At 37.6% G+C, this 24,080-nt stretch carries 15 protein-coding genes, 1 tRNA gene and 4 pseudogenes; 4 read left to right on the top strand and 16 right to left on the bottom strand.

Annotated features, from left to right (window positions below):
- From ACFIMM_RS05645 to ACFIMM_RS05590, 12 genes and pseudogenes are all read right to left on the bottom strand, one after another.
- A pseudogene (locus ACFIMM_RS05645) lies at positions 1-353 on the bottom strand (DUF3987 domain-containing protein); the annotation flags it as partial.
- A gap of 484 nt (positions 354-837) precedes the next feature.
- Positions 838-975: a hypothetical protein gene (locus tag ACFIMM_RS05640; RefSeq protein WP_155915008.1), complete on the bottom strand. Its 138-nt coding sequence runs from the start codon at positions 973-975 to the stop codon at positions 838-840.
- 303 nt (positions 976-1,278) lie between these two features.
- Entirely contained in the window at positions 1,279-1,782 is a 504-nt protein-coding gene (locus ACFIMM_RS05635; RefSeq protein ID WP_074380593.1) for a DUF6622 family protein, read from the bottom strand.
- Between the two features lies 1 nt (position 1,783).
- The gene (locus tag ACFIMM_RS05630; protein ID WP_375641074.1) at positions 1,784-2,341 is read right to left on the bottom strand and encodes a hypothetical protein; all 558 of its coding nucleotides are present in this window, start codon (positions 2,339-2,341) and stop codon (positions 1,784-1,786) included.
- Entirely contained in the window at positions 2,329-3,126 is a 798-nt protein-coding gene (locus ACFIMM_RS05625) for a beta-hydroxyacyl-ACP dehydratase (RefSeq protein ID WP_375612527.1), read from the bottom strand. The genes ACFIMM_RS05630 and ACFIMM_RS05625 overlap by 13 nt, the downstream gene beginning before the upstream one ends.
- Positions 3,127-3,466: 340 nt before the next feature.
- Positions 3,467-4,189 carry a citrate/2-methylcitrate synthase gene (locus ACFIMM_RS05620; protein WP_375682762.1) on the bottom strand — a complete coding sequence of 241 codons (723 nt, stop codon included), beginning with the start codon at positions 4,187-4,189 and terminating at the stop codon, positions 3,467-3,469.
- A 94-nt stretch (positions 4,190-4,283) separates the two neighbouring features.
- Positions 4,284-5,501: an AMP-binding protein gene (locus ACFIMM_RS05615; RefSeq protein WP_375682761.1), complete on the bottom strand. Its 1,218-nt coding sequence runs from the start codon at positions 5,499-5,501 to the stop codon at positions 4,284-4,286.
- Positions 5,502-5,537: 36 nt separating this feature from the next.
- Positions 5,538-5,879: pseudogene (locus ACFIMM_RS05610) on the bottom strand (Arm DNA-binding domain-containing protein); the annotation flags it as partial.
- A gap of 156 nt (positions 5,880-6,035) precedes the next feature.
- Positions 6,036-6,251, bottom strand: coding sequence for an NADPH-dependent FMN reductase (locus ACFIMM_RS05605; protein ID WP_375613708.1), 216 nt, complete (start codon positions 6,249-6,251; stop codon positions 6,036-6,038).
- A 342-nt stretch (positions 6,252-6,593) separates the two neighbouring features.
- Positions 6,594-7,937 carry an MATE family efflux transporter gene (locus tag ACFIMM_RS05600; RefSeq protein WP_375627811.1) on the bottom strand — a complete coding sequence of 448 codons (1,344 nt, stop codon included), beginning with the start codon at positions 7,935-7,937 and terminating at the stop codon, positions 6,594-6,596.
- A 317-nt stretch (positions 7,938-8,254) separates the two neighbouring features.
- Positions 8,255-8,331 (bottom strand) — tRNA-His (locus ACFIMM_RS05595).
- A 137-nt stretch (positions 8,332-8,468) separates the two neighbouring features.
- Positions 8,469-9,551, bottom strand: a complete 1,083-nt coding sequence (locus tag ACFIMM_RS05590) for a quinone-dependent dihydroorotate dehydrogenase (RefSeq protein ID WP_375627812.1) — start codon at positions 9,549-9,551, stop codon at positions 8,469-8,471.
- Positions 9,552-10,866: 1,315 nt separating this feature from the next.
- Between ACFIMM_RS05590 and mscL the strand changes: the two genes are divergently transcribed.
- Positions 10,867-11,274, top strand: a complete 408-nt coding sequence (gene mscL / locus ACFIMM_RS05585; protein WP_026500234.1) for a large conductance mechanosensitive channel protein MscL — start codon at positions 10,867-10,869, stop codon at positions 11,272-11,274.
- Positions 11,275-11,292: 18 nt separating this feature from the next.
- Here the strand turns inward: mscL and ACFIMM_RS05580 are convergent.
- Positions 11,293-12,998: pseudogene (locus ACFIMM_RS05580) on the bottom strand (ATP-binding protein).
- A 1,154-nt stretch (positions 12,999-14,152) separates the two neighbouring features.
- Positions 14,153-16,726, bottom strand: a complete 2,574-nt coding sequence (locus tag ACFIMM_RS05575; RefSeq protein ID WP_375692658.1) for a DNA translocase FtsK — start codon at positions 16,724-16,726, stop codon at positions 14,153-14,155.
- A 460-nt stretch (positions 16,727-17,186) separates the two neighbouring features.
- Here ACFIMM_RS05575 and ACFIMM_RS05570 point away from each other — a divergent pair, with 460 nt between their 5' ends.
- The 3 genes from ACFIMM_RS05570 (at position 17,187) to rpoH (ending at position 20,684) form a co-directional block, all read left to right on the top strand.
- The gene (locus ACFIMM_RS05570; RefSeq protein WP_375682759.1) at positions 17,187-18,617 is read left to right on the top strand and encodes an aldehyde dehydrogenase family protein; all 1,431 of its coding nucleotides are present in this window, start codon (positions 17,187-17,189) and stop codon (positions 18,615-18,617) included.
- 29 nt (positions 18,618-18,646) lie between these two features.
- The gene (locus ACFIMM_RS05565; RefSeq protein ID WP_375650654.1) at positions 18,647-19,651 is read left to right on the top strand and encodes an RluA family pseudouridine synthase; all 1,005 of its coding nucleotides are present in this window, start codon (positions 18,647-18,649) and stop codon (positions 19,649-19,651) included.
- 148 nt (positions 19,652-19,799) lie between these two features.
- On the top strand, positions 19,800-20,684 hold the full coding sequence (gene rpoH / locus ACFIMM_RS05560; protein ID WP_273790355.1) for an RNA polymerase sigma factor RpoH: 885 nt from the start codon (positions 19,800-19,802) through the stop codon (positions 20,682-20,684).
- Positions 20,685-20,887: 203 nt separating this feature from the next.
- Here rpoH and ACFIMM_RS05555 read toward each other — a convergent pair.
- Together ACFIMM_RS05555 and ACFIMM_RS05550 are read right to left on the bottom strand one after the other, a co-directional pair.
- Positions 20,888-22,310, bottom strand: a pseudogene (locus tag ACFIMM_RS05555) (hypothetical protein).
- A 237-nt stretch (positions 22,311-22,547) separates the two neighbouring features.
- The gene (locus ACFIMM_RS05550) at positions 22,548-23,837 is read right to left on the bottom strand and encodes an adenylosuccinate synthase (RefSeq protein WP_375613716.1); all 1,290 of its coding nucleotides are present in this window, start codon (positions 23,835-23,837) and stop codon (positions 22,548-22,550) included.
- Between the last annotated feature and the right edge of the window lie 243 nt (positions 23,838-24,080).

Genomic DNA, 24,080 nt, shown 5'->3' with positions numbered 1-24,080 from the left:
AAAAACATTGGGTAAAAGATCACAGCGCTCTACAATTAATTTTGCACGCTCTGCTGTTAATGTATCATTCGCCGCATAAAGTCTTTTGACATGGCTTATCAGATATTCTTCCCAACGCAAGGCTGTTGTAATGGCATAGAGTCCAATTTCAAAACGACCACTATCAAGAAGTTCAAAAATCAACGCAAGGCTTGCTATGGTCTTTGGCCTTTTTAAAAGATGCGATTGTAAGCTTTCAAAAAGGTTATTCTCTTTAGCTTTTTTAAAATCTTTTGCATCCACTCACGAAAGATCTCTTGAACATCAGCAGAAAAACGCATGACAAGCGGATGTTCAGGAGAACCAAGGGGTTTATATCATAATGAGAACGTATTAAGCTAAGAGGAGATGCCAAATTCTCAAAGGAGAAGTGCAATGCACCTTTACGAGTTTTTTGGACTTCATGATTTTTTGTACAACATTATGCCCCCCAAGATTATGTGCCCTTAAGCAGCTACAGTCGTTGATACAATATCCTCAGCAAGCATTTGTTCATCTTGCACATATATTTTTAGTATTTTTAATAATTTTTTTTGGAAGATTTCTTGGTACGGCACGCGATACATCAGTGCTAACGTTCTCTTAAAAAACACCCAGATAATTAATCAGCTTCAAAAAACAACCTTACCAATGAAGTACTAGCTAGAGGGTTGCATGCACAACGCAATAATGGCACACTGATTCCCACAAGCGTGCTTCACATATTGCACGCATAGCCTGTACAGAGTCTACCGCTCCTAAATACTCAAACGTAAAAACGTAATGCTACTGGATCGTATAGTGACCGCAGTTGCACCCTTAAACACCGGTTCCTCCCCATATCATAATGCTTGACAAAAGCATCATGCCATCATAGCAACGGCTTTGCGTAGGGGTCCCACAACATAGTTCTACAAATTGTTGACGCATTGCCAAGCTAACAGTTTTCTTGCCCACCTACGCCAATGAGACCATCACTATCCTCTTTTTGAATCGTAAAACAAAATGATTTCCCATGAGCGATAAACCATCTGCTCAAAGTCCAGCTAGCTCAAACTCATAGCATTCTAAACCTTTAGGCTCGCTCTTCCCCCAAGGGGGCATAGTCAGATATATCACTTCCCTCACCTCTTCACGCGCTGGGATAAAAAAATCTGAAACTACGAGGCAACGCTGCATTTGTATGCAGCGTTGTTGTTAGGAATAAGCTTCTATTGAGATAGTTCTAATGGGAAGCACCCACAGCTAATGGTATAGGGATTAATTTGGATTCTTTCGAAATGCTATATATAAATTTAATGTGCCGCCCCACAACACACCACCAGTAAACCCACTTAAAAGACCAAAAAGAAGGTTAAAATCAAATGCATATTTCAAATCAGGTACAACCTTGAGAAAAACAATCAATGTGAATTTGATGACAAAAGCGATAAGAATAAATGTCAGCGTCAACGGCGTACCAGGCAGAATAATGAAATCCGTTCCCTCTTTGATTTTTAAACGCGCAGTAGCACGCCAGAGCAACCAGCCAACGCCAAAGCCGATCATCAGCCCTGCCAACATTGCGATTGCTCCCCAGCGTGGGAAAGCCAGCTGGTTAATCACATCGCTTGCGCCCAAAAAAAGAAAGACTAACGGCAAGAGAAAAAGGCGGTAAACCTTCGTTTCCCTATCTTTCAATGCGATTATTCCCCTCGCGATGAGAAAAATAAGCAAAATCCAAGCCCATAAAGGGGTTCCGGTCAGAATGTTAAACAATGACATATTATGCTCCATGATGTTTGATGCGATAAAAATATTGCATGATGTTAGGAAGATATTTAGAAAAAAGAATACCAGTACAAATTAAACCCATAGTGATTAACCAAATCTGGGGGGTCCATGTAAAAAAAGCCACTAGAAGACCATTAGCAAAAAAGATGATTACCCAAATCCATGTAATATATTTATTGATGAGATAAAATAGGATATGTTTGCGTTTTTCTTCAGAAACACCAGCACTGGCATAAAAAATGGTAAAGGGTTTCTTTACCAGCAAGCTAATCAATGAAACCAGAGCAAGTGACAGATAGCAAAAAACTGTGGGGTAGTTCAGTAAAAGTGTAGACCATCCAGCGAAATAATTAACAAACAGGACAATAACTGTCAGAATGTTAGTAATCATCACGGGTTCTCCCTGCCGGACAATTTTAATATTCACAGCAATAATGAACAATAAAATCACAGTTAAGATGAGAGAGCGTTCGACCAGAGTTAAAAAGTTTCCATTGATAACCCAGGAGTAAATACTCCACGGAATAAAAGAGATTATTATGTTAAACATGGCGCATCCTCCTTTTTATATTTGATAGAAAACTTACCGCAAGTGCTTCGTTTTTTAGTTTCCGTATGAATATAAAAAACGCCACCCAGTTCACACTCTGTATCCTGTTTAATGGTCAACTGATAGGTATCTCCCGGATAAACTGCTTCAATGAACTTTACTTTTTTCAGCGCAACAGATGCGATATTTTTCGCCCTACCCTGCGTGGCCAAAGCCAGAACCATCTCAATCAATAGTGAACCAGGACATACGGCGTGGGAGGGGAAATGTTCCTCAAAAAGCGGGTGATGCGCATTAAAGGAAAAAGTACAAGAATCTCCGGTTACGGAAGAAATCTTACATAAATCGCCTAGTAATGGAAGAGCGGCTTTCACAGAACACGAGCTAAAGAAGCAGACCTTACTGACCATGATGATTGCCTGCGCAATAACGGCCTTTCCATTGTCATATGTGCTAGCCTTACAGTGAATACGATAGGCCTCATTAATGCGTTCAATATGTCCTTCAACGCATAACCGATCGCTATCAAAATGGGTGGTAGAGAAAAACTGTTCAACCATAACAGGGAGATAGCGATAAGTGAGATCCGAGTTTTTAGCCACCATGGTGGCGAATCGAACTGAAAACTGATGCAAGGCTTCGAGTAACAAGCCCTGTTTCAAATAGTTATGGGCTAACTCCCAGTGAGAAATATCGATTTGCCCGTAAGCACGCATCGGTGTGATTAAGGTGATACTCTGACATATACCCAAGAAATTTGGCTCGGTGTGATGCTTTATAGCCATAATTGGGAGACCTTTTTATATTTTTCTCTTAAATCCTTTGATGATAAACTGAAGGAATGAGTGCTAAACCGCGCTTGATAGTGCGCGAGAAGTATCGGCATACGACAAACGAAAAAAGCCAACAATCCCAGCTCAGGAGAAGCCCGATGTTTGCTCATGATGCTTGCAATTAGAAAATCGACATTGGGTTGCAGTCCTGTATTGTCCGAAATAGATCGCACAAGCGAACTGAAGGGGCACATAGGCACCTGAAAGCGTGAAAAAAAGAAATCAACCCGGACATCCCATTGCATAATCGGATGACCAAACCTTGGCCAGGGTTTGTCTTTGCAATAATGCGTTACCGCCGCCTTAAGATTCCCGGCTTCAATCTCATGGAGGACACCAGAAAGCGCATGATAGCATATTTGCAGGCTCCCATATGCACGGAGCCAATGGCACTAAACCCACCGATTAGTGCAGAAATGACGTCGCTCTTGGTACTGATAATAAATCTTACCATGGTGGTTGTGGGTGTCACAGTACCAAACCCGCCCAGCAGTAGAGACATGCACCCGCAAAGCACATTAATATCCCAGTCGGAAGAAGCTTCCTTGCTAGTTAATACTAACCAAAAAGCACGCTCAAAGGTATTGCAATTTTCGATCTCCGGAAAATCGGAAAACTGTTGGGAAGAGCGCGCCAATGCAATAATCCACGGCATCAGCAAGATAATTTTAAGACAACTACCGTCGCTTACGGGAGCCATGACCTTACCCTGAGCCGCCGAAACCTCAACTTGCGATAATAACATCATAAATCGCTGCGTTAAACTCAAAGATGGCAATGCATTGATCAGTTGATGCATCGCCTGCAGTTTGGCTGTAGGGTTCGTCTTTTGCAGTTCGGCGCTAGCATTCTGAATCAGCCGATCCATCTGTTCTTCATTAAGAAGGTTGCCGGTCAGTGCAAACCATGCGTTCTGCAAATAACGGTTTTCATCGGCAATATCAATCAAATTACATCCACGAATAAACAATACGTTATTATCTAAATCATAATTATCAATAACATCATCTGACATGATTTACTCCTGCTGCTCCGGTGACACGCTATAAAACCTGATGTTGACATTTATCGTATGCGAATTCCCTGATACAATTTCATTACACAAATTATCAAGTTGCATTACAGGACTCCCTTGCGTCATAAACTAGCAGGCATTTCCCTCTGGATGAGAAAAGCAAATCGCTATATTCGACGAGGGTGAGATTAATACGCCCGCGCTTTTTCATATAGGCTTCATAAATATCCGGCAAATGATAGATTTCCTCAGTTAGTTCGGACAAATCAAGGTTGTGAAATACTTCGCAGCAGATTTTAATATCCATAATCTCTTGTCTATCCGCGGATAAAGACAATACAATTTGAACAATCACATCGGGCAACCTTCGATTAATAATTTTGAATATTTTTTCATGGCTAATCAAATTTCCCATGAAATTAAAATCAACAGCATTGCGTTTAATACCTTCAAAATAGAGGTCACCATTTTCAACGGATAATGTGCCCATATCGCCCACGGAATATCTGATAAGTTTGCGCGAAACATCGGGATCCAGCGATGTCACTAGCAGCCCTCTCTTATCTTCATATTCAAAGAAGAAATCATCGCTGAAGAGCAGGTACCGATTAAGCCGCCCTTCGGCGGACATACCAATGAAACCGCACTCCGACAAACCATATAAACCAATTATCCGCAGATCGGCGCCCAGCATCTCGCGCAGATAGTTTTCATGCACACCCAGCATCGATTCACCGGTAAAGACTACTTTTTTAATTGCCAGTGGAACCCCAAGGCTGAGCATAGCTTCAACGAACTGAACGATGGTGCTGGGCACACCAAACAGTACCGAAAGCCGTATTTCAGCCAGAAACTCGAAATGACTCTTCAGCAGCAGGGCAATATCGCCAACCGGCACGACATGTGCATGGCAATGTTTTACAATTTCACACGCCAAGTAGTGTAAAGATGAAAACAGATTAATCGTAAACAGGTTGCCAACAACATCCCCTGGGGAAAAAAATTGCCGCGCGCGCAGGTTACGAATTAAATTATGCTCTGATGAGCTGACCGCTTCCTTACTGGATTTTAGACGAACGCTGACCATTTTCATCGCCCCGGTGGTGCCGCTTGTAGCACCAAGCAGCATGGGTAAGTGTTCAGCCGCAGAGTCCAGTTGAGTCAAAGAACCACTATCACCAGTGGTCGAATAAACGCGTGTACTTATCCTAACCGAATCGCGAAAAGCAATGTAATCGAGTGCATGGCAGCCAGTTATTGCCGTTATACGTGGTTGCATTTTTGCATACATTTCAGCACAGAAATAATCCATGATAACTCAGACCTTTTTAATGAAAATTTCACAGCCCAGAGCTGCTAGACCTTCTCCAAAAGTATCCAAAGCAATATCTTTTAAATAATGAAGATTACGCATTGTTTCACGCTTTTGTTTATTGCGTTCTTTAATGGGGTCACAACCCTCATGCAAAACAGAACGCCATTGATTTGCCAATTCACGCGCTTTTTTTAAAGAAACATGTCTTAATGCACCCAAGCCCATTTCGCGGCGCCGACCATGAATGGTATAACGATAAAGCCATTGAGCACCTCCATCTTTACGCTTATGAAGTAACAAGCCGGCACCATCATTATATTTGCCAGCTCCCAATGTTGCGACAGACCTCGCATTAAGACGGTTCATAAGAGCCATTTTTACTCCTTTCTTATACAGTTTTTACCCACACGCCAGCTCCGCTTTTGACGTGCAAGCAAATGGTTTTGATTGATTCAACATACACAGATTTGAAATGAGAGAATCCTACGTTATTCGGAGTTCTAATTCAATATGAATAACGCTAAATTATCATTATAAATCAATACGTTGTCCCAAATATTCACATGACAGTAGCGCATTTTTTGCTGTACTGCCATGAGAGAGAAGACCAACAGCTTTATCCAAAAAAGCATCACAATCTAAATTATCAAAAGCGTTCTTCAAAGTCTCTGAATAAGACCTGTGATAAACAGGGCTTGCAAGAATAACATCGTCAGCGTCTGCGATTGTTTTAACAAATGTATACACTTTAGCATCGCAATGGTAATAACTTATAAAAACAATAACTTTTTTAAATGACTCCTCAACGGCGTATGAATATAAGCACGTTTTTTCTCGTCATTTTTTAAGGTATTAAACTCTTCCAATCTACCGAACTTACTCTTAAATTGTAGCCGAATGATTTTAATAAACCCATATTATTTTTAAAACTCAACAAATAATATTGAGGCTACAATCAAAGACACTTCTTTTCAATATTAAGCAAGTTTTGTAACCTATATTGTTATCTCCATAGAAGTAAAACAGCCTCTATGGACGATGAGTAGCTAAGCCTTCACAGCTAGTGCTTTACAAGCGCTTTTATAACACTCACTCTGCCCCAAACATAGGATTGCATTTTATTAAATAACCCACGCGCATATAATTAAAGATAGAAACGATTAAGCTTGCACCAATCATGCCAAGCCAATAGCCAATAAAGCCATATTCAAAAAAATGCGCCATTAGCGCTCCCCCAAATAGGCCTAACCCCCAATAACTTATTGCTACAACAATTGTTGACCAAAACGTATCAAGCAAGCCCACAAGTATGCCATTGAGCATAGCTCCTAAAGTGCCAAAAGAAAAAGACAATAAGATGAACGGAAGCAACTTCCAAGAGAAAACAATAACGCGTTCTGAAGAAATATTAAAGATGGTTGTAAGGATAAATTCATAAGAGAGATAAACAACCACTGATAAAAATAAGACATAAGCTACAGCAAAAACTGTGACACTCATACGCAACTGTTTTAGAGCCATATTATTCCTATCTGCTCTATACCACGCTGCTATTGTCGCGGCTGCGCTGGAAATCCCCAAAGCCACCACAGAAATAAGCATATCGAGACGCATCCCTATCGTATGCGCGGACAAAGATTCGACCCCATAAACCGTAATCATGAATGCAATGAACGAAGGAAAGCCCTCCGCAATAAGAATACGTATACCAATGGGTAGCCCTACTCGCAGCAATTTTATTATTCGTGAAATCTCTAACTTTGGTCTCAAATAATTAAAGCGAAAAGAATGAAAAGCAGAATTGCGGGACAAAATTATTGCTGCTGCAATAACAATTAAAATACGGATCAAACTGCTCGCAATTCCTGCACCAAAGACACCTAATCCGCTTACAGAACCTATACCAAAAATAAGCGGCCAAGAGATAAGAAAATTCACAAGGATAGCCGCAAGCATAACCCAGGTTAACGGCTTTGGATTACCAATTGCTGACAGTAATCCCCGGCTATTCACATAAAGATAAAAAAACACCACCCCTATAGCAGCACCACTATTATATTCCTGCGCTATATTGGCAATTGTCCCATCTTGGCCGAGAAAACACAAAATATTTCTCGTGTTGAGTAAAATGATCGCACTCATCATTCCAATCACAAGGGAAAGCCATATTCCTTGATCAAACCATGCCTTCAATGCATATCTATCTTGTCTACGAAAACTTTCCGCAAGTTTTGGTGCAACCGCGGTAATAATACCTAGCCCAAACAACATAACAAAACTAAATATACTCAGAGCTAACATTGTGCCACTCAAGACTTGCACGCCTAAATGCGCTACAAGCGCTGCATCTGTGAAGGAAATCATCATCTGAGAGATAAACCCAACAGCCAGTGGCATGCCAAGAGAGAGCAATTGCTTCATCACAACAAACATTGTGAAATACCCTTCCATATTGAAGGGCATATTAAGCTCGGATCTTTTAAACAAAACACATTGATTTTTTCCGTAAAGTCTTTCCATCACAAGTCTTGTGTAAAGGATGCATAATGAGAACGCATTAAGGTAAGAGGAGATGCCCAGTTCTTAAAAAAGAAGCGCAATGCCCCTTTATTGGTTTTTTGGACTTTATGCCATGCGTGTTTTTTGTACAATATTATGCCCCCAAGCAACTACAGTCATTGATAAAAGATCCTCAGCGAGCCGTTTGTTCGTCTTGTATATCCATTTTCAGTATTTTCAATAAAATTTTTTGGTACGGTTGGTGGGATTTGAACCTACGACCTCTGGTGCCACAAACCAGCGCTCTAACCAACTGAGCTACAACCGCATAAAATCAAATGTATCATAACTGTTCACGATTTCGTAAACATTTATTCTTTGCTTATGTGACATAAGGAAGATCAACAAAGTTTGCAAGCCCCTTTAAAAAAATCTCGCAATTTTTTGTGAAGAAAAAAGCGTTTTTTACAAAGGAAATTTTGCCCAATGCTCAAGACTATGATCACGATAGCCTTTTATGTTATCAACTCCATCTTGTTGCATCATCTGCAAAACCTCTTGCAGAATAGTTATGACAAGATTTGGACCTTCATAAACCATCCCACTATATAATTGAATCAAATCTGCACCAGCTTTTACTTTTTCCAAAGCAGTCTGTGCATCCTTTATACCGCCAACACCGATAATTGCAATCTCCTTCCCTAATTTTTGACGCATTTTTGCAAGCATAATAGTAGAACGCTCAAAGAGTGGACGTCCAGAAAGCCCACCCTCTTCATTACGGAAGTGACTATTGTTAAGACCTTGGCGTGAAAGAGTTGTGTTAGAAACAATGAGTCCATCAAAATCAGAAAGTTTTATTTCTTCAGCAACATCATCTAATTCTTTCTCTGATAAATCAGGAGAAATTTTTAAAAAAATGGGAATGGAGAATCCATGCTTGTTCTCTTGCTCATTTCGCGCTTGCGAAATTGCACTCAACAAAAGATGCAAACTGTCACGGGCCTGTAAATCACGTAAACCTGGTGTATTAGGAGAAGAAATATTAACCGTAAAATAATCAGCAACATCATAAAAATGAGCAATACCAACAGTATAATCATCAATCTTATCGACCGTATCCTTATTGGCTCCAATGTTGACTCCTATAACACCAGTTTTTTTACACGCATGCAATCTATTGTAAACAACTTGATGTCCGTCATTATTAAAGCCCATTCTATTAATAATCGCTTCATCTTCTTTTAAACGAAAAAGCCGTGGTTTAGGATTTCCAATCTGAGGCTTTGGTGTCACTGTCCCAATTTCAGTAAAACCAAATCCTAACCGAAAAATACCATCTACAACCTCTGCATTTTTATCAAACCCCGCTGCAAGACCAATAAAATTTTCAAACTCAAGACCAGCAACAGTTACACACAAACGTTTGTCGATAACCTTTTGACAACCATTTAATCCACTTTTCAGCCCAAGAATCGCTAAACCGTGTGCTTGCTCTGGATCCAACATAAATAAGGCAGAACGGCCAATACAACGAAAAAAACTCATCAATTCTTCTCCACAACATAAAAATGATCCATCGCACCTCACCTCTACCTTTTAACACAAAAGATTTCCAATCAAAGCAAGCATATTATCCAAATAATATTCCCCTTCTAGAAGAAAACTCATCACATAATAGCCATACATGTTTATATTGGTTATACTATGTAAAGAACTTTTTATTCTTAAAAAATGTTTCTCTTTTTCGACATTTTTTAAAGATTAAAATATGAATCCTAATCTTATAAAATTCAGCATGAATTGGAACATCAATGGCTCTTACCATAGTCATGGTTTTATGACGCCTTATGCAGGCACGCTCATAATTTTCTTAAAAATGCAGGCAAATTATCTCTATTCCCAAAGTTCCTTTGTGTAATATTGTTTTCAATAGAAACAAAGCTTGTTCTATAAAGCTATTTTTTCCTAGCATTTATAGGATACATAGTTCATAAAATCATCTAAATTCATACTATTGTTGCACTATTTATGAGCAACAGAATGTTCAATCAATTTGTACTCTATTGATAATCTGCGTTGTTTTCTTTGCCATTTCTGATGTATTAAATACAATTTTGCATCTATTAAGTGCTCTGCCTAACATATATTTTAAGTAATGACAGTTGATTATTGAACTCAAACATCATACCAACGACTTCCAAACCAAAATGATCTTGCAAACCCTAGAGCTCTGCTATTTATAAACTGATACAATCTTCCAGCAGATGAAATGTGTTTCTTCCATCCGAATTATCGCCATTTTAGCTCATGTAACCCAATACAAATAGCTTTTAGATAAGCCATAATGCCCTCCTAATTGCTATTATCGCTTACTAAATTAAGAGGAATTAAATTATAAGTTTTACTCCTGTCTCATCTATCTATTTCTTCTATCAGTGCTGAAATATATTTTTTATTCCTAAATTCTCTTTTTATGACAAAATGTTATGCTAATATATGTACTTCATTTGAAAAGCTTTCTGATAGCTCAACTTTCAACACTACTTATTTTGTGGTATTGTGTAAAAACCTCTCTTTTTAATGTTAACATAAAAATCTTGAGGCAATTATATAAATTAAGCTACAGTTTTCTACTTTCTGTTGAAAAAGCAGATATAGTTTTTATTAAAAAAGCTTTTTTCTAGGAAAGGTTCTATGTACATTCAAATAGAGCCCTAAAGCTCTTTATTAAACCTTATAAAGTCTTTGAAAATAATATTAATATTGTAATATAATCCTAAAAATAAAATCTGCCCTTTCCTTTTTCATCAAAAGCGGTAAGTAAATTACCGTATATCGCTTATATAAAGGGGAAAATGCAATGCTTAAAGAATTCAAAGAATTTGCCCTAAAAGGTAATATGATTGATCTTGCTATCGGTGTGATTATAGGGGGTGCTTTTGGTAGCTTGGTCAACTCAATTGTCAATGATATTTTTATGCCAATCATTGGGCTGATTACAGGTGGGATTGATTTTTCTAATATGTTTATTCAACTTGCTGGCGAAAAACAAGCAACATTGAGTGCCGCCAAAGCAGCTGGAGCAACCATTAGCTATGGACACTTTATTACTTTACTTATCAATTTTCTCATTATTGCTTGGGTTCTTTTTTTATTCGTTAAGGCTATGAATAAAATTCGTAGAAAAGAAGAAGAAAGCCCCAAAAAAACGTCTTCAGAAGAACAACTTTTAACAGAAATTAGAGATCTTTTGGCTAAGAAAAAATAATTTTATGCAAGATTTACATCATGGAACACGAGGAAAAAACATTTCCACAGTTGTTCCATGATTGGGTTTTGAGAACAGTAAAAATTGTCCCCCTCTTTCTTCCACCATTGCTTTACACATTGGGAGGCCTAAACCTGTTCCCATAAAAGCGCTATCACCAGATCGTCCATCTTTGCGCTCTACTTGACCATAAGGTTGCAGTGCCTGTATAATCTCTTCTTCGTTCATCCCTATACCATTATCACTCACTGAAATTTTTACACGTTCTTTTCTATAAGAAACGTGAACAATAATCTGTCCACCCAAAGGTGTAAAACGAATAGCATTGGAAAGAAGATTCCATATAATCTGGCGAAACACTTGTTGTGATACAGGAATAAATGGAACGTGAGGTGGAGCAACAATACGCATGATAATGCCGTTCTGATTGGCTTGAGTTTCAAGAAAAGCTATCGTCGCACGTAAACAAGATATTACATCAAATGTTTCAGAAATAAGGGAAGAATCAATCTGGTTATCGGAACCAGAATAATTTATCTTCGAGCACTCTAGTAATTGATTAATCAGCAATAATATATGTTTTCCAGAGGAAATAATATCGCGTAAATATCCATGATAGCGCTCATTTTCTATCGAACCAAAACGGCCTTCTCTCATAATTTCTGCAAAACCAATAAGAGCATTCAAAGGTGTTCGTATTTCATGAACAACTCCAACGATTTTATCCTCTTCTGCTTTTTTTCTCCTGATGGAACTGTTTGTGTCCTATCACGCAACATAACAGCATAATTGCCTTGCTTTACCAAAAATACAATCGTTATCAAAACGGTTATATTTTTATGATTTTTTGTCATTAAATCAGCGGTTTCACTGCGATTTAAAACCTGATTTTTTTCCTCCATACGGATTGATTTAAAATACTTTTCAACCAAAAGTCGGCTTTGCAAAGTAAATAATGAAGAGAATGGTTGTCCTCGTAGTTCATTTATTTCATAACCCATTAATGCTAAGGCTGCCCTACTCGCTGATTGAACAAAGCCCTCTTCATCCAACCATAAAACACCATCTGTTGCTGTATCCAACAATGATAAAACTGCAGCGGGCTCTTTTACGAGAGCTTGTTCTATAGCATTTACCGGCAATGTTTGTGCATATGGTAACTGAATAGCTGTTTCTTCAACTAAATTTTCTTCTTTTACCGATGAATTCAATTCATCACGCAATTGCTCTGCAATTTCACGAAAAGCTGAGCGTTCTATCTCCGTAAGACATAGCATTTCTGTTTCTAGCTTTTCATTTCTTTTTTCTTGGACTTTTTTTTGTATTTTTAAAACACCAAAGCCACGAAACCCCTTAAGCTGCTTTTTAACATCAAAAATTGGCAAAGCCGACAATTCAACATCAAGCCATTGTAAGCAACCATCAACAGGCCATTGAACAATCTCTTTACTCCAAGGCATAGCCGCTTCAATAAAACGACTGAGAACCAGATATCGATCATCATTAAATTGATGAGCAAGCTCATGAAAACTACACCCTAAAATAGAAGAAGAGAGAGGACCAACAACTTCAGCTAGCTCTTTTGAGACTTCACAAAACAAACCATTGTGATCGATTTCCCACGTAAAAGGCCGTGGCAAAAGCTCTGGTGTAAAACGAAAAGCTTCTTGCTGACATTTTAATTCATTTGTATTTAACTTTAACTCATCTGCTTTTAATGGCATAACTAAAACTAAAAAGTGTTGAATTTACTCTCAAATGAATAATGCTAATTTGTTTACAATTATCTATTCTGGTTAAAATAACTTGATATCTCATATCAATTGTCTGTAGCAAAATTTTGACTGTTTCATCAACAAAACAAGAATAAAAAGAAGCTTCCAGCTCTTGTTGCTTATTCACCCATTATGTAATAAATCTTGTTACAATAATGGTAACATCTCCCTCGCATAAATAGTACTCAAAAAGAATACACTTATTTTACACATTCATGCGCCTTTTTTGAAAAGATATCTCCCAAGATCCCCAAGCTTATTTTACGACGTCATCTGTAAATGGTGTAATGTAAAAGTCCCTATAGAGGATATCAAGGCATTGTGCATTACCATTTTTATACTTATAAAAGAGCTGGTTAGCACCATCATTATACTAATTTCAGCCCCTAATGTTATCAATAGTTCTCGGCATTTGAAGGCGTTCATAAGCAGCCTTTTTATTTTTTAACTTTTTTACTCCTACATTATTATGATACGCAAGAAAACGGTTTTAATTGTTTCAACAGAAACAGATTTGAAATGAGAAAATCTTACAATGTTTGAGACTTTTATTCACTGTGAATAATGATAAATTACTATAAATCAATATACTGCATTATCAAAATCTCTTTTTCAAATAAAGCTTCTCGTAAGAACATCTTTCTTGAGCCAATAATATCAAATGATAATAAATTCAGCGTGACGCTTTAAAGTATCCTATGCAACAGAACTTGCATATTGGGCATTTTTCTTATGATGCTCTCAATAATCTCCCAAAGATCTTTCTTTCATTAGAATCGCTACAAAAGAAAAAACAAAAAATATGCCACCGCACTATTTTATTAAAAAATTTCTCTGTAAAAAAGAGAACACAAATTATCTGTTTTCATATAAAGATTTGTTTAATTTCTTTATATTCCAGATCATTTAGAAATGTTAAAAACATCTCATAATCTCCTTTGATATCAGCTTGTTTACCTCATCAGAAGTCTTAATACAAAAGATCGCTTTTGCTTTATTACTCTCCATTTAAATTTTTAATATTATATAAAAAAATAAAACAAGCACATTTAAATAATAACTGTCAGATATTTAAAAAATTGCATATTTTTAAATGCGTTTGTTTATTTTCCTTCATTGAGTAAAATTTCACGTTTTCCAACATGATTAGCGGCTCCAACAATGCCTTTTTCTTCCATTCGCTCGACGAGAGAAGCTGCTTTATTATAGCCGATTGAAAGTCGGCGCTGAATATAAGATGTTGAACATTTTTTATCACGCATAACAATTTTTACAGCTTGGTTATAAAGTTCCTCACCCTCTTCATCAAAATTTTCTTCCTCAGAAATTTCAGCAGCTGAATCAGCAGAAGTATCCTCTTTGTTATCGTCTTCATTATCTGTTACCGTTGCTAAATAATCAGGTTTTCCTTGCATTTTAAGATGTGCAACGATGGATTCAACTTCTTCATCTGAGACAAAAGGTCCATGAACGCGCACAATGCGTCCACCACCTGCCATATGAAGCATATCCCCCTGACCTAAAAGCGTTTCAGCACCTTGTTCACCCAAGATCGTACGACTATCAATTTTTGATGTTACTTGAAAAGAAATGCGGGTAGGAAAGTTCGCTTTAATTGTACCTGTGATAACATCAACAGAAGGACGTTGTGTTGCCATAATAAGATGAATACCTGCCGCACGCGCCATTTGCGCTAAGCGCTGAATGGCATTCTCTATCTCTTTCCCTGCCACCATCATAAGATCAGCCATCTCATCAACAATCACAACAATATAAGGAAGCTGCGTGAGATCCATGGCTTCTTCATGATAAAGCATTTCCCCTGTTTCCTTATCAAAACCCGACTGAACAGTACACATGATTGTTTCGCCTTTTTGAGCTGCAAGTGCAACGCGTGCATTAAAACCATCAATATTACGCACACCCAACTTAGCCATTTTGCGATAACGCTCTTCCATTTCACGAACCGCCCATTTTAAAGCTGTTACTGCTTTTTTGGGATCTGTGACAACGGGTGTTAAAAGATGTGGAATGCCATCATAAACAGAAAGCTCTAACATTTTAGGATCAACCATGATCAAACGACATTGCTTTGGTGTCATACGATAAAGAATCGACAAAATCATTGTATTAATTGCAACAGACTTGCCTGATCCTGTTGTTCCTGCAACCAATAAATGAGGCATTTTTGCTAATTCTGCAATGACCGGTTCACCATTAATCCCCTTCCCCAAAGCAAGAGCAAGTTTAAATTCACTTTCACGAAAAGAACGTGTTTGGATTAATTCTCGTAAATAAACGGTTTCACGAACCGCATTGGGTAACTCAATCCCGATAACATTACGTCCAGGAATGACAGCAACGCGTGTAGAAATAGCAGACATAGAACGCGCAATATCATCAGAAAGATTAATAACGCGCGATGACTTTACACCCGCAGCAGGCTCAAATTCATACATTGTAACCACTGGCCCTGGATGTACATGGATAACTTCACCCTTAATACCAAAATCTTCCAAAACACTTTCCAAAAGTCCAGCACCACGTTCTAATGTTTCCTGAGGAATCATCGTACCTTCATGAAAAACAGGTTTCTGTAATAAACTGACCGGAGGAAACTCATAAACATCACAGTCAACAGAGTGCATATTTTGCACAAAAGCAGAATCATAATTACCTAATGGCATACGAGTAGATTGCAATGTTTTAGTTTTACTGTTTGCTTGCATCACAGAAAAATCTTTTGAATTCTTTTTGACGGCTTTGTTTATACAATCAACAGTATTATTGGCGACAATATTATTGGTATTTTCAGTCTCTATACTCGCCCCTGCATCACTTAACGCCCCTGTATTACTTAACGTATGAGCAAAATCTTCAACAGAAAGCTTAGAATGACACTCTTTAGTAGTATCATTATTTGTATGCATTAAATCAGAAATTTTCTCAACACCTCGCATCCTTTCCGCTGGAGATTCTGATGTAATTGAATCATAGAGTTGTGGAAAGCGGTATTCAAGAACACGGTAAAGAGCCGTTATTGACTCATCAAAGGCTGTGGGAATATCCGGTGTAATTTCATTTGTCGTATCAATTGATGTTCCATCCTCTTTTGATGTTTGAGTCTCCACATGTTCAAATATCAAAGATTCACACTCAAAAAAAGCATCGTCGGAAAGATGCAACGCAGGTTTTATTTTTTGTAGCACATTTTCCACTTGTAATTTATGTTCTTGTTTATCCTCCTCAAGTGGAATATTTGCTGACGGCATATGAGTAGTTTGACGTGACAACTGCTTCAAAACCGTTGAATGACAAACTGATGTTTTATTCTCTATTGATTGAGGATTAATGACTTTTTTTGTCGAAAGAATATTTGTTGTTTTCTTGTTACAACGTACAATATCTGTATCTGTAATTTTTTTTTGATCTTGCTTCGTAAAAATTTTAAACTGTTTTGCAAAAACTGGATCTGTTTCTATACCACGACGCAAAATCTCAACTTCTGGGGTTCTCGTGAAACGGACGTTTTTTCCGAGGGCAAATGCTTTTTTCCACACTTCCGGATAAGGAAATATCTCAGTAATCTTAACAGATAAATCTTCTCTTGATGCACCTTTTGTACCATCATCAGAAAAAGAAGACGTAGAAATAGATTTTGTTTTCGAATTATGCATGGCACCCAACAAATTTATAGCAATGAGAAAAATAACCTTTTCAAAAAGAATTCGTAGAAACTATCATACGAAGGTTAATAACCTTTTGCTGATGGTTACTTTTTAATGAAAAAAATAGTGCCATAATGCATATTCATAATCTGCCTTTTGCATATTTACGATATAAATTGCCTAGTTTATGGTGTCATAGAGCGCGTATTTCATTTGTTTTGAAGAAAACTTCATGATAAAAAAACTTCAAGAAAATTGTCTATGCCTCTCTTTCTCTCCCTTTTCATAAAAGAAACTAGTCTCAATAATACAATAAGCATTGCTCTATTGAACTCTCCATGCTCAATTATCACGATATAATCTAATTTCTCACGTTTTTATAAGATTATCCTTGTTATCCTCGTTTAAAAAGGCTTAGACTAAGACAATCATAATGACATAAATATAAATAGAAAAAAGGGAGTGAATTATGTTTAATAAACGGAAATTTTATATCAATGGTCTATGGGATGAGCCAAGCACTCCTCACGATTTTGACGTCATTAATCCATCAACAGAGGAGGCTTGTGCTGTCATTAGCCTTGGAAGTACAAAAGATGCCGATAAAGCAATTAATGCGGCTAAAGAAGCCTTTCAAAAATGGAAAACAACATCACCAAATGAGCGTCTTGGATTTGTTGAAAAAATTCTAGAGATCTACGAAAAACGTTCCAAAGACATGGCAAAAACCATTTCAATGGAAATGGGAGCACCAATTGATATGGCGCTTAATGCGCAAACTGCAACCGGAAGTTCCCATATTCGCAATTTTATCGAAGCTTATAAAGAGTTTTCGTTCCAAGAAACTTTAATAAAGGGAAATGAGCAAGCAATCCTTCACTACGATCCTATCGGCGTCGTAGGATTAATTACGCCATGGAATTGGCCCATGAATCAAGTAACTCTTAAAGTTATTCCTGCTCTCTTGGCTGGCTGTACCATGGTGTTAAAGCCCTCTGAAATTGCGCCTCTTTCTGCTATGCTTTTTGCTGAATTTTTAGATGAAGCCGCACTTCCAGCCGGTGTTTTTAATTTAATCAATGGTGATGGAGCGACTGTCGGCTCTTACCTCTCTGCACATTCAGATTTAGAAATGATCAGCTTTACTGGTTCAACTAGAGCAGGAAAAGATATTTCTAAAAATGCCAGCGCTACTTTAAAAAGAGTCTGTCTGGAACTTGGGGGAAAAGGAGCGAATATTATCTTTGCTGATGCCGACTCAGATGCTGTTCAACGTGGTGCACGACATTGCTTTTATAATAGTGGACAAAGTTGTAATGCACCAACTCGTATGCTTGTGGAACAGAGCATCTATGACAAAGCCGTGAAAATAGCCAAAGATATTGCAGAAACAACAAAAGTAGGACCAAACTGCCAAGAAGGAAATCATATTGGGCCCGTTGTTTCAAAAAAACAATATGATAAAATTCAAGATCTTATCCAATCGGGAATTGATGAAGGTGCAACTCTTGTTGCAGGCGGGACTGGTTTACCGAAAGGAATGGAACGCGGTTATTATGTCCGTCCAACAGTCTTTGCTGATGTAAAACCTCATATGCGTATTTTTAAAGAAGAAATCTTTGGTCCAGTTCTCTCGATTCTTTCTTTTAGTACAGAAGAAGAAGCCGTCGCTTTAGCGAATGAGACTGAGTATGGTCTTACAAACTATATTCAATCGCAAGATCGCAACAAATATCGTCGTATTGCGGCACAAGTACGCTCTGGTATGGTAGAAGTTAATGGATATGGATTACCCAGTGGAAGCTACTTTGGAGGTGTAAAATTTTCTGGGCGCGCTCGTGAAGGAGGACATTGGGGAATTAAAGAATTTCTCGATAGTAAAGCAATTTCGTACTGGTAAAATCTTATTAAAAACTTAATAGGAATCGTATGGTAATACAGAAAATAACGGATGAAGGTGCTCTTGGGCAACGTCTTGATCAGTGGCTCGCAAAACAATATCATGATGTGCTCTCACGTTCGCGTTTGCAAACTCTCATCCGTGAAGGCTGTCTTAAAATTGATGGTCAATTCATAAAGGAACCCAAAATAAAATTAAAACCTAACCAAATAATTGAATTGGAAATGCCGGACCTTCGTGATGCAGAACCTAGCGCTGAAGCCATTGCATTGGACATTCTTTTTGAAGATGATCATGTCATTGTTATTAACAAACCAGCCGGTCTTGTTGTTCATCCTGGGAATGGCAATTGGACCGGTACATTGGTTAATGCCCTTATTTACCACTGTGGGAATAGTTTATCTGGTATAGGTGGTGTTAAACGCCCTGGTATTGTCCATCGTCTTGATAAAAATACAAGCGGTGTCATGGTTGTTGCAAAAAATGATCTAGCTCATAAAAGTCTCAGTGCTCAATTTTCTGATCATGGACGTACCTGCGCATTAGATCGACGCTACCATGCCTTGATTTGGGGAACACCTCAGCGCAATGTCTGGACAATTGATGCATCACTTGGCCGTTCGCCCCATAACCGGACAAAGCAAGCTGTCATCCATAACCAAAACCCTTATGCTCGTCATGCTGTTACACATGTTTTTCTGCTTGAAAAATATGGCTCTCATGCAGACTCAACATCTTTTGCTAGCCTTCTGGAATGTCGCTTGGAAACTGGACGCACCCATCAAATCCGTGTTCATATGACTCATATTGGGCATCCACTCATAGGCGATACAGTTTATGGAAACGCTTTTAAAACAAAATCAAACACATTCAACTCCACTATTAGAAATGCAATCGATCAATTCAACCGACATGCACTCCATGCTGCAAGTCTTACTTTTGAACATCCTTCTACCGGTAAAGTTATGTCGTTTTCCGCACCACTGCCTCAAGATATGGCTAAACTTATTAAACTTTTTAAAAAAATGAATTGAAACTTTTCCCCTTCTCAAGATTTCACAATAAAATATCTTTTTTTGAACAAAATTGAAAAATATGCTAGAGTGAGGTTATGAGGATAGTTAGCTATCTAAAACATAGAATTTGCCTTATCAGGGAATTCAAACAAAAGGAGGGTGCTATATGGCCCATATGAATTTATTATCAGTAATGACAGGTGATGGTGGTTTAAACCGTTACTTGGAAGAAGTGCGTCGTTTTCCAATGCTTGAGCCAAAAGAAGAATATATGTTAGCTCAGCGTTACCGTGAGCATAATGATCTAAAAGCTGCGCATAGGCTAGTAACCAGCCATTTGCGTCTCGTAGCTAAAATCGCGATGGGATATCGGGGCTACGGACTTCCCATTGGGGAAGTCATTTCAGAAGGCAATGTTGGACTCATGCAAGCTGTTAAACGTTTCGAACCAGAGCGGGGTTTTCGTCTTGCAACCTATGCAATATGGTGGATTAAAGCATCAATCCAAGAATATGTATTGCGCTCTTGGAGTTTGGTGAAAATGGGGACAACAGCTAATCAAAAGCGTTTGTTTTTCAACCTTCGTAAGTTAAAAAGTAAACTTCAAGCACTTGATAGTGGCGATCTCAATGCAGAACAAGTGAAAAAAATTGCAATCCAGTTGAATGTCACAGAAGATGAAGTTGTATCAATGAATCGTAGGCTTGGTGGTGACACTTCACTCAACGCACCAATTCGAACAAAAGAAGGGGAAAACAGTGAGTTGCAAGATTGGTTGGTGGATGAATCTAACGATCAAGAACAAATTTTAATTGAAAAAAGTGAATTAGAAAATCGCCGTTCCATGCTCATAAATGCCATGGACAATCTCAATGAACGCGAAAAGCGTATATTTAAAGCGCGTCGTTTAAACGATGTACCACTAACCCTAGAAGAACTCTCTGGTGAATTTAATATTAGTCGAGAACGAGTAAGACAAATTGAAATGCGTGCATTTGAAAAAGTGCAAAACTCTATCAAAGATTCTACTTTATCTCAAAGTCAAGTATAAAACCTAGAGTTAAGTATAAAGCCAATGGTTTGCACATTCTTTAAATGTGAAAATGAAAAAAAGCATGCCTTGGCTTTATACTTGTAAATTAGCCTATAGAATTCTTTAAGTTATTGATATGTAAAGCTTTATTGAATATATTTGGTATATAATTGATAAAGACGGTCGTAGAAAATTCTTCACAGCCGTTTATTTTTTTGCATCTATGTTTTATTTTGTTGACCAAGAACTGTTAACTTATCTTGTTGTGCAAGCCATTGTCCAATAACTTCATTAAAAATAGACTTACCTGTTGGTCCTTTTGCAAAGGTTAATTCACTTATACGCCCGTTTTTATCCGTTAACACCAAACGCATCCAATCTAATTCTCGCATCAATTGTAAATTTCGATCAAGAAATGGATGATTTCCACTCAATGCGACAAGAAAAAAGTCATCGTTAATCTTTGCAGCAATGGTTCTTGTTAAAGCCTGTCCAATGGATTGTTCACTTGCTTTAAAGGTTAATGCTTGAACATTGCTTATAGCTTTACCTGAAAATTTATCCGAAAGAATAAAAATAAGGTCCATAATATATGAAGCAGGAAATGACTGATCGGTATTACGACGTAAAATTAACCGTAATGATATCCCTTCATCAGGAATTGTTATATCACCTTGTATAGTTGTTTCTTCTGGAGACCCCTTCACTTGAGACTCTTTTATAAGTGTCCAGCGAGCACTTCCCGTTGCTATCTTTTCTGCATCATAATTTGTACGTGCTTGATAGAAAACAGCTTCACCTGATGTTTCAAGCGATTGCAAATTGCTATCAACAACTGTTGAGAATACTTCTTCATCCGAAGAATCTATCGCTTGTTTTAAACCAACATCAATTTCACTTCCATCCTCTAATAAGCGTTGTGTTAACTTTCTCTTAATTGGAAATGCCTTTGGTACTCTGTGAGAAGCTTGAAGATTTTCTTCTAAAAACTGATGATCATTTGATACAAATACACGCTCACCAACAAAAAAAAATACCAACAAGTAAAACAACAAAACTAACAACAGAAACAGCACTTATCACAATACGCCTTTGCACTAACGATTTATTAGCACGACGTAAAGCCTGAGAAAAAATGTGCGAAACAATATGCGGATTATCTTCCTGCGAAGGAGAAATCTTTAACACACTGCTATTAACATGCTGAGAAGGCACATCAGCCTCCATATTAACAGGCTCTGCATCTGGTATATCTGATACACAAAGCTCAACAAATACCTTGTTATCCTTTGAACGTGTAACAAAATCTTGCTTTCTTTTTATGTTTACCTCTGACAATTCATTATTCTTTGGTAATATAGTTTTTTTTGTATATTTCTTATCTTCATTTATATTTGTGGGATTCCAACCAATAACTGAAGAAAGCCGTTTCTTTTCAACTGCTAAATATTCTCCTTCAACAGTTGCAATAGAACTTTGAAGAATCTTTCTTTGTTCATCCGCTATTGCTTGTGGTATTTTTGCTGTTACAAATTGATGTTCTAGTGTTTCGGTAGCCCGCTTATAAATCCGCTTACGCACTTGTGGTGTAATATTATTTTGTGCATTAATTGTCTTTTTTAAGATTCCAACGAAATCTACCATTTCCTCTATAATCTCTCTTAAACTGAGAAAAAATCAATAGTAAAGCCAAAAAACTTTATTTTAGCCTTCTAAATTGGTTGCCATTTAATATTGGTACAACTATTGCAATAATGTAAAATGAATATGAAAAATAAACAATGCTATTTTGCACCTTTCTTTTACGTGCTCTTAAAAACTTTTTTTGTAAAAAGATACAAAAACGAACAGAGAACATATATAGAAATCTAAAAACAATAATCAATTAACAAAGGGATCCGTAATAAGAATAGTATCTTCACGCTCTGGACTTGTGGATAATAAAGCCACTTTTGTATTAATCAGTTCTTCAATATAGCGTATATATTTAATAGCCTGCACTGGTAAATCTTCCCACCTCAATGCATGTGCTGTTTCTTCCTTCCAACCTTCTAATGTTGCATAAATAGGCTTCACCCGATCCTGAGCTCCCATGGAAGAAGGTAAATAATCAATCCTTTTACCATCAAGCTCATAACCAATACAAATTTTTATTTCATCCAAACCATCTAAAACATCAAGTTTTGTCAATGCTATACCTTGAACACCGCAAATTGTTACCATCTGACGTACTAAGACAGCATCAAACCAACCACATCGACGCTTTCGACCCGTTACAACACCAAATTCATGTCCACGCACTCCCAGAAATTCACCAATATCATTTATCTGCTCTGTCGGGAACGGCCCTTCTCCAACGCGTGTAGTATAAGCTTTTGCAATACCCAAAACATAATGGATTGCATCAGGTCCCATCCCCGAACCTGTACATGCTTGCCCAGCAACTGTATTAGATGACGTTACATAAGGATAAGTTCCAAAATCATTATCTAATAAAGCACCTTGCGCACCTTCAAAAAGAATGTGTTTCCCTCCTCGATAACCTTCATCTAAAAGACGCCACGTACAATCCATAAAGGGCAAAATTTTATCCGCAACTTGCATCAATTCATCATAAAGTGCTCGAGAATCAATCTCTGCAACACCCATCCCACGACGCAAAGCATTATGATGCCTCAAAAGCCGCTCAATCTTAGCCATAAGTGTATCTTTTTCTGCTAAATCCATCACTCGGATAGCACGACGTCCCACCTTATCTTCATAAGCCGGTCCAATACCGCGCTTTGTTGTACCAATCTTTAAACCAGATAAACCGCTTTCTCGAATTGCATCAAGATCACGATGCAAAGAAAGAATCAAAGGAGCATTTTCAGCAATACGCAAAATTTCTGGTGTGATTTTTACACCCTGATTACATAGTTTTTTTACTTCTGCAACAAAATGATGAGGGTCAACAACAACACCATTACCAATAATTGATAACTTGCCACGCACTAAACCAGACGGTAAAAGTGATAATTTATAACTGACTCCATCAACAACCAATGTATGGCCAGCATTATGCCCCCCCTGATATCTCACCACGATATCTGCTCGCTCAGACAACCAATCTACAATTTTACCTTTGCCTTCATCACCCCATTGTGTACCGACAACAACTACATTGGCCATAACTTTCTCCGTCGTGTTTGGTCAAAGAAACCAGCATTCAAAAACAAACTCTTCTTTATAACGAAACCTTAGAGCAAGTGCGACTCCTCATTTCAGATTTTTCTCAATCTTCAAGTGATTAAATTTTCAAATTTATGATAATAAAGATAAGCAAATACCCAAATATTTTAAATCTGTCATTTTCGCTACAAAAAGTAAAAACATTAGAGATTTTAATTTGTGCGTATCCAACACCTGACAAAG

Source organism: Bartonella sp. AP258QHHD (genome assembly GCF_042196145.1).
GTDB lineage: Bacteria > Pseudomonadota > Alphaproteobacteria > Rhizobiales > Rhizobiaceae > Bartonella.
The sequence above is the reverse complement of the archived record's forward strand: the minus strand, read 5'-3'. Positions and strand labels throughout refer to the sequence as shown.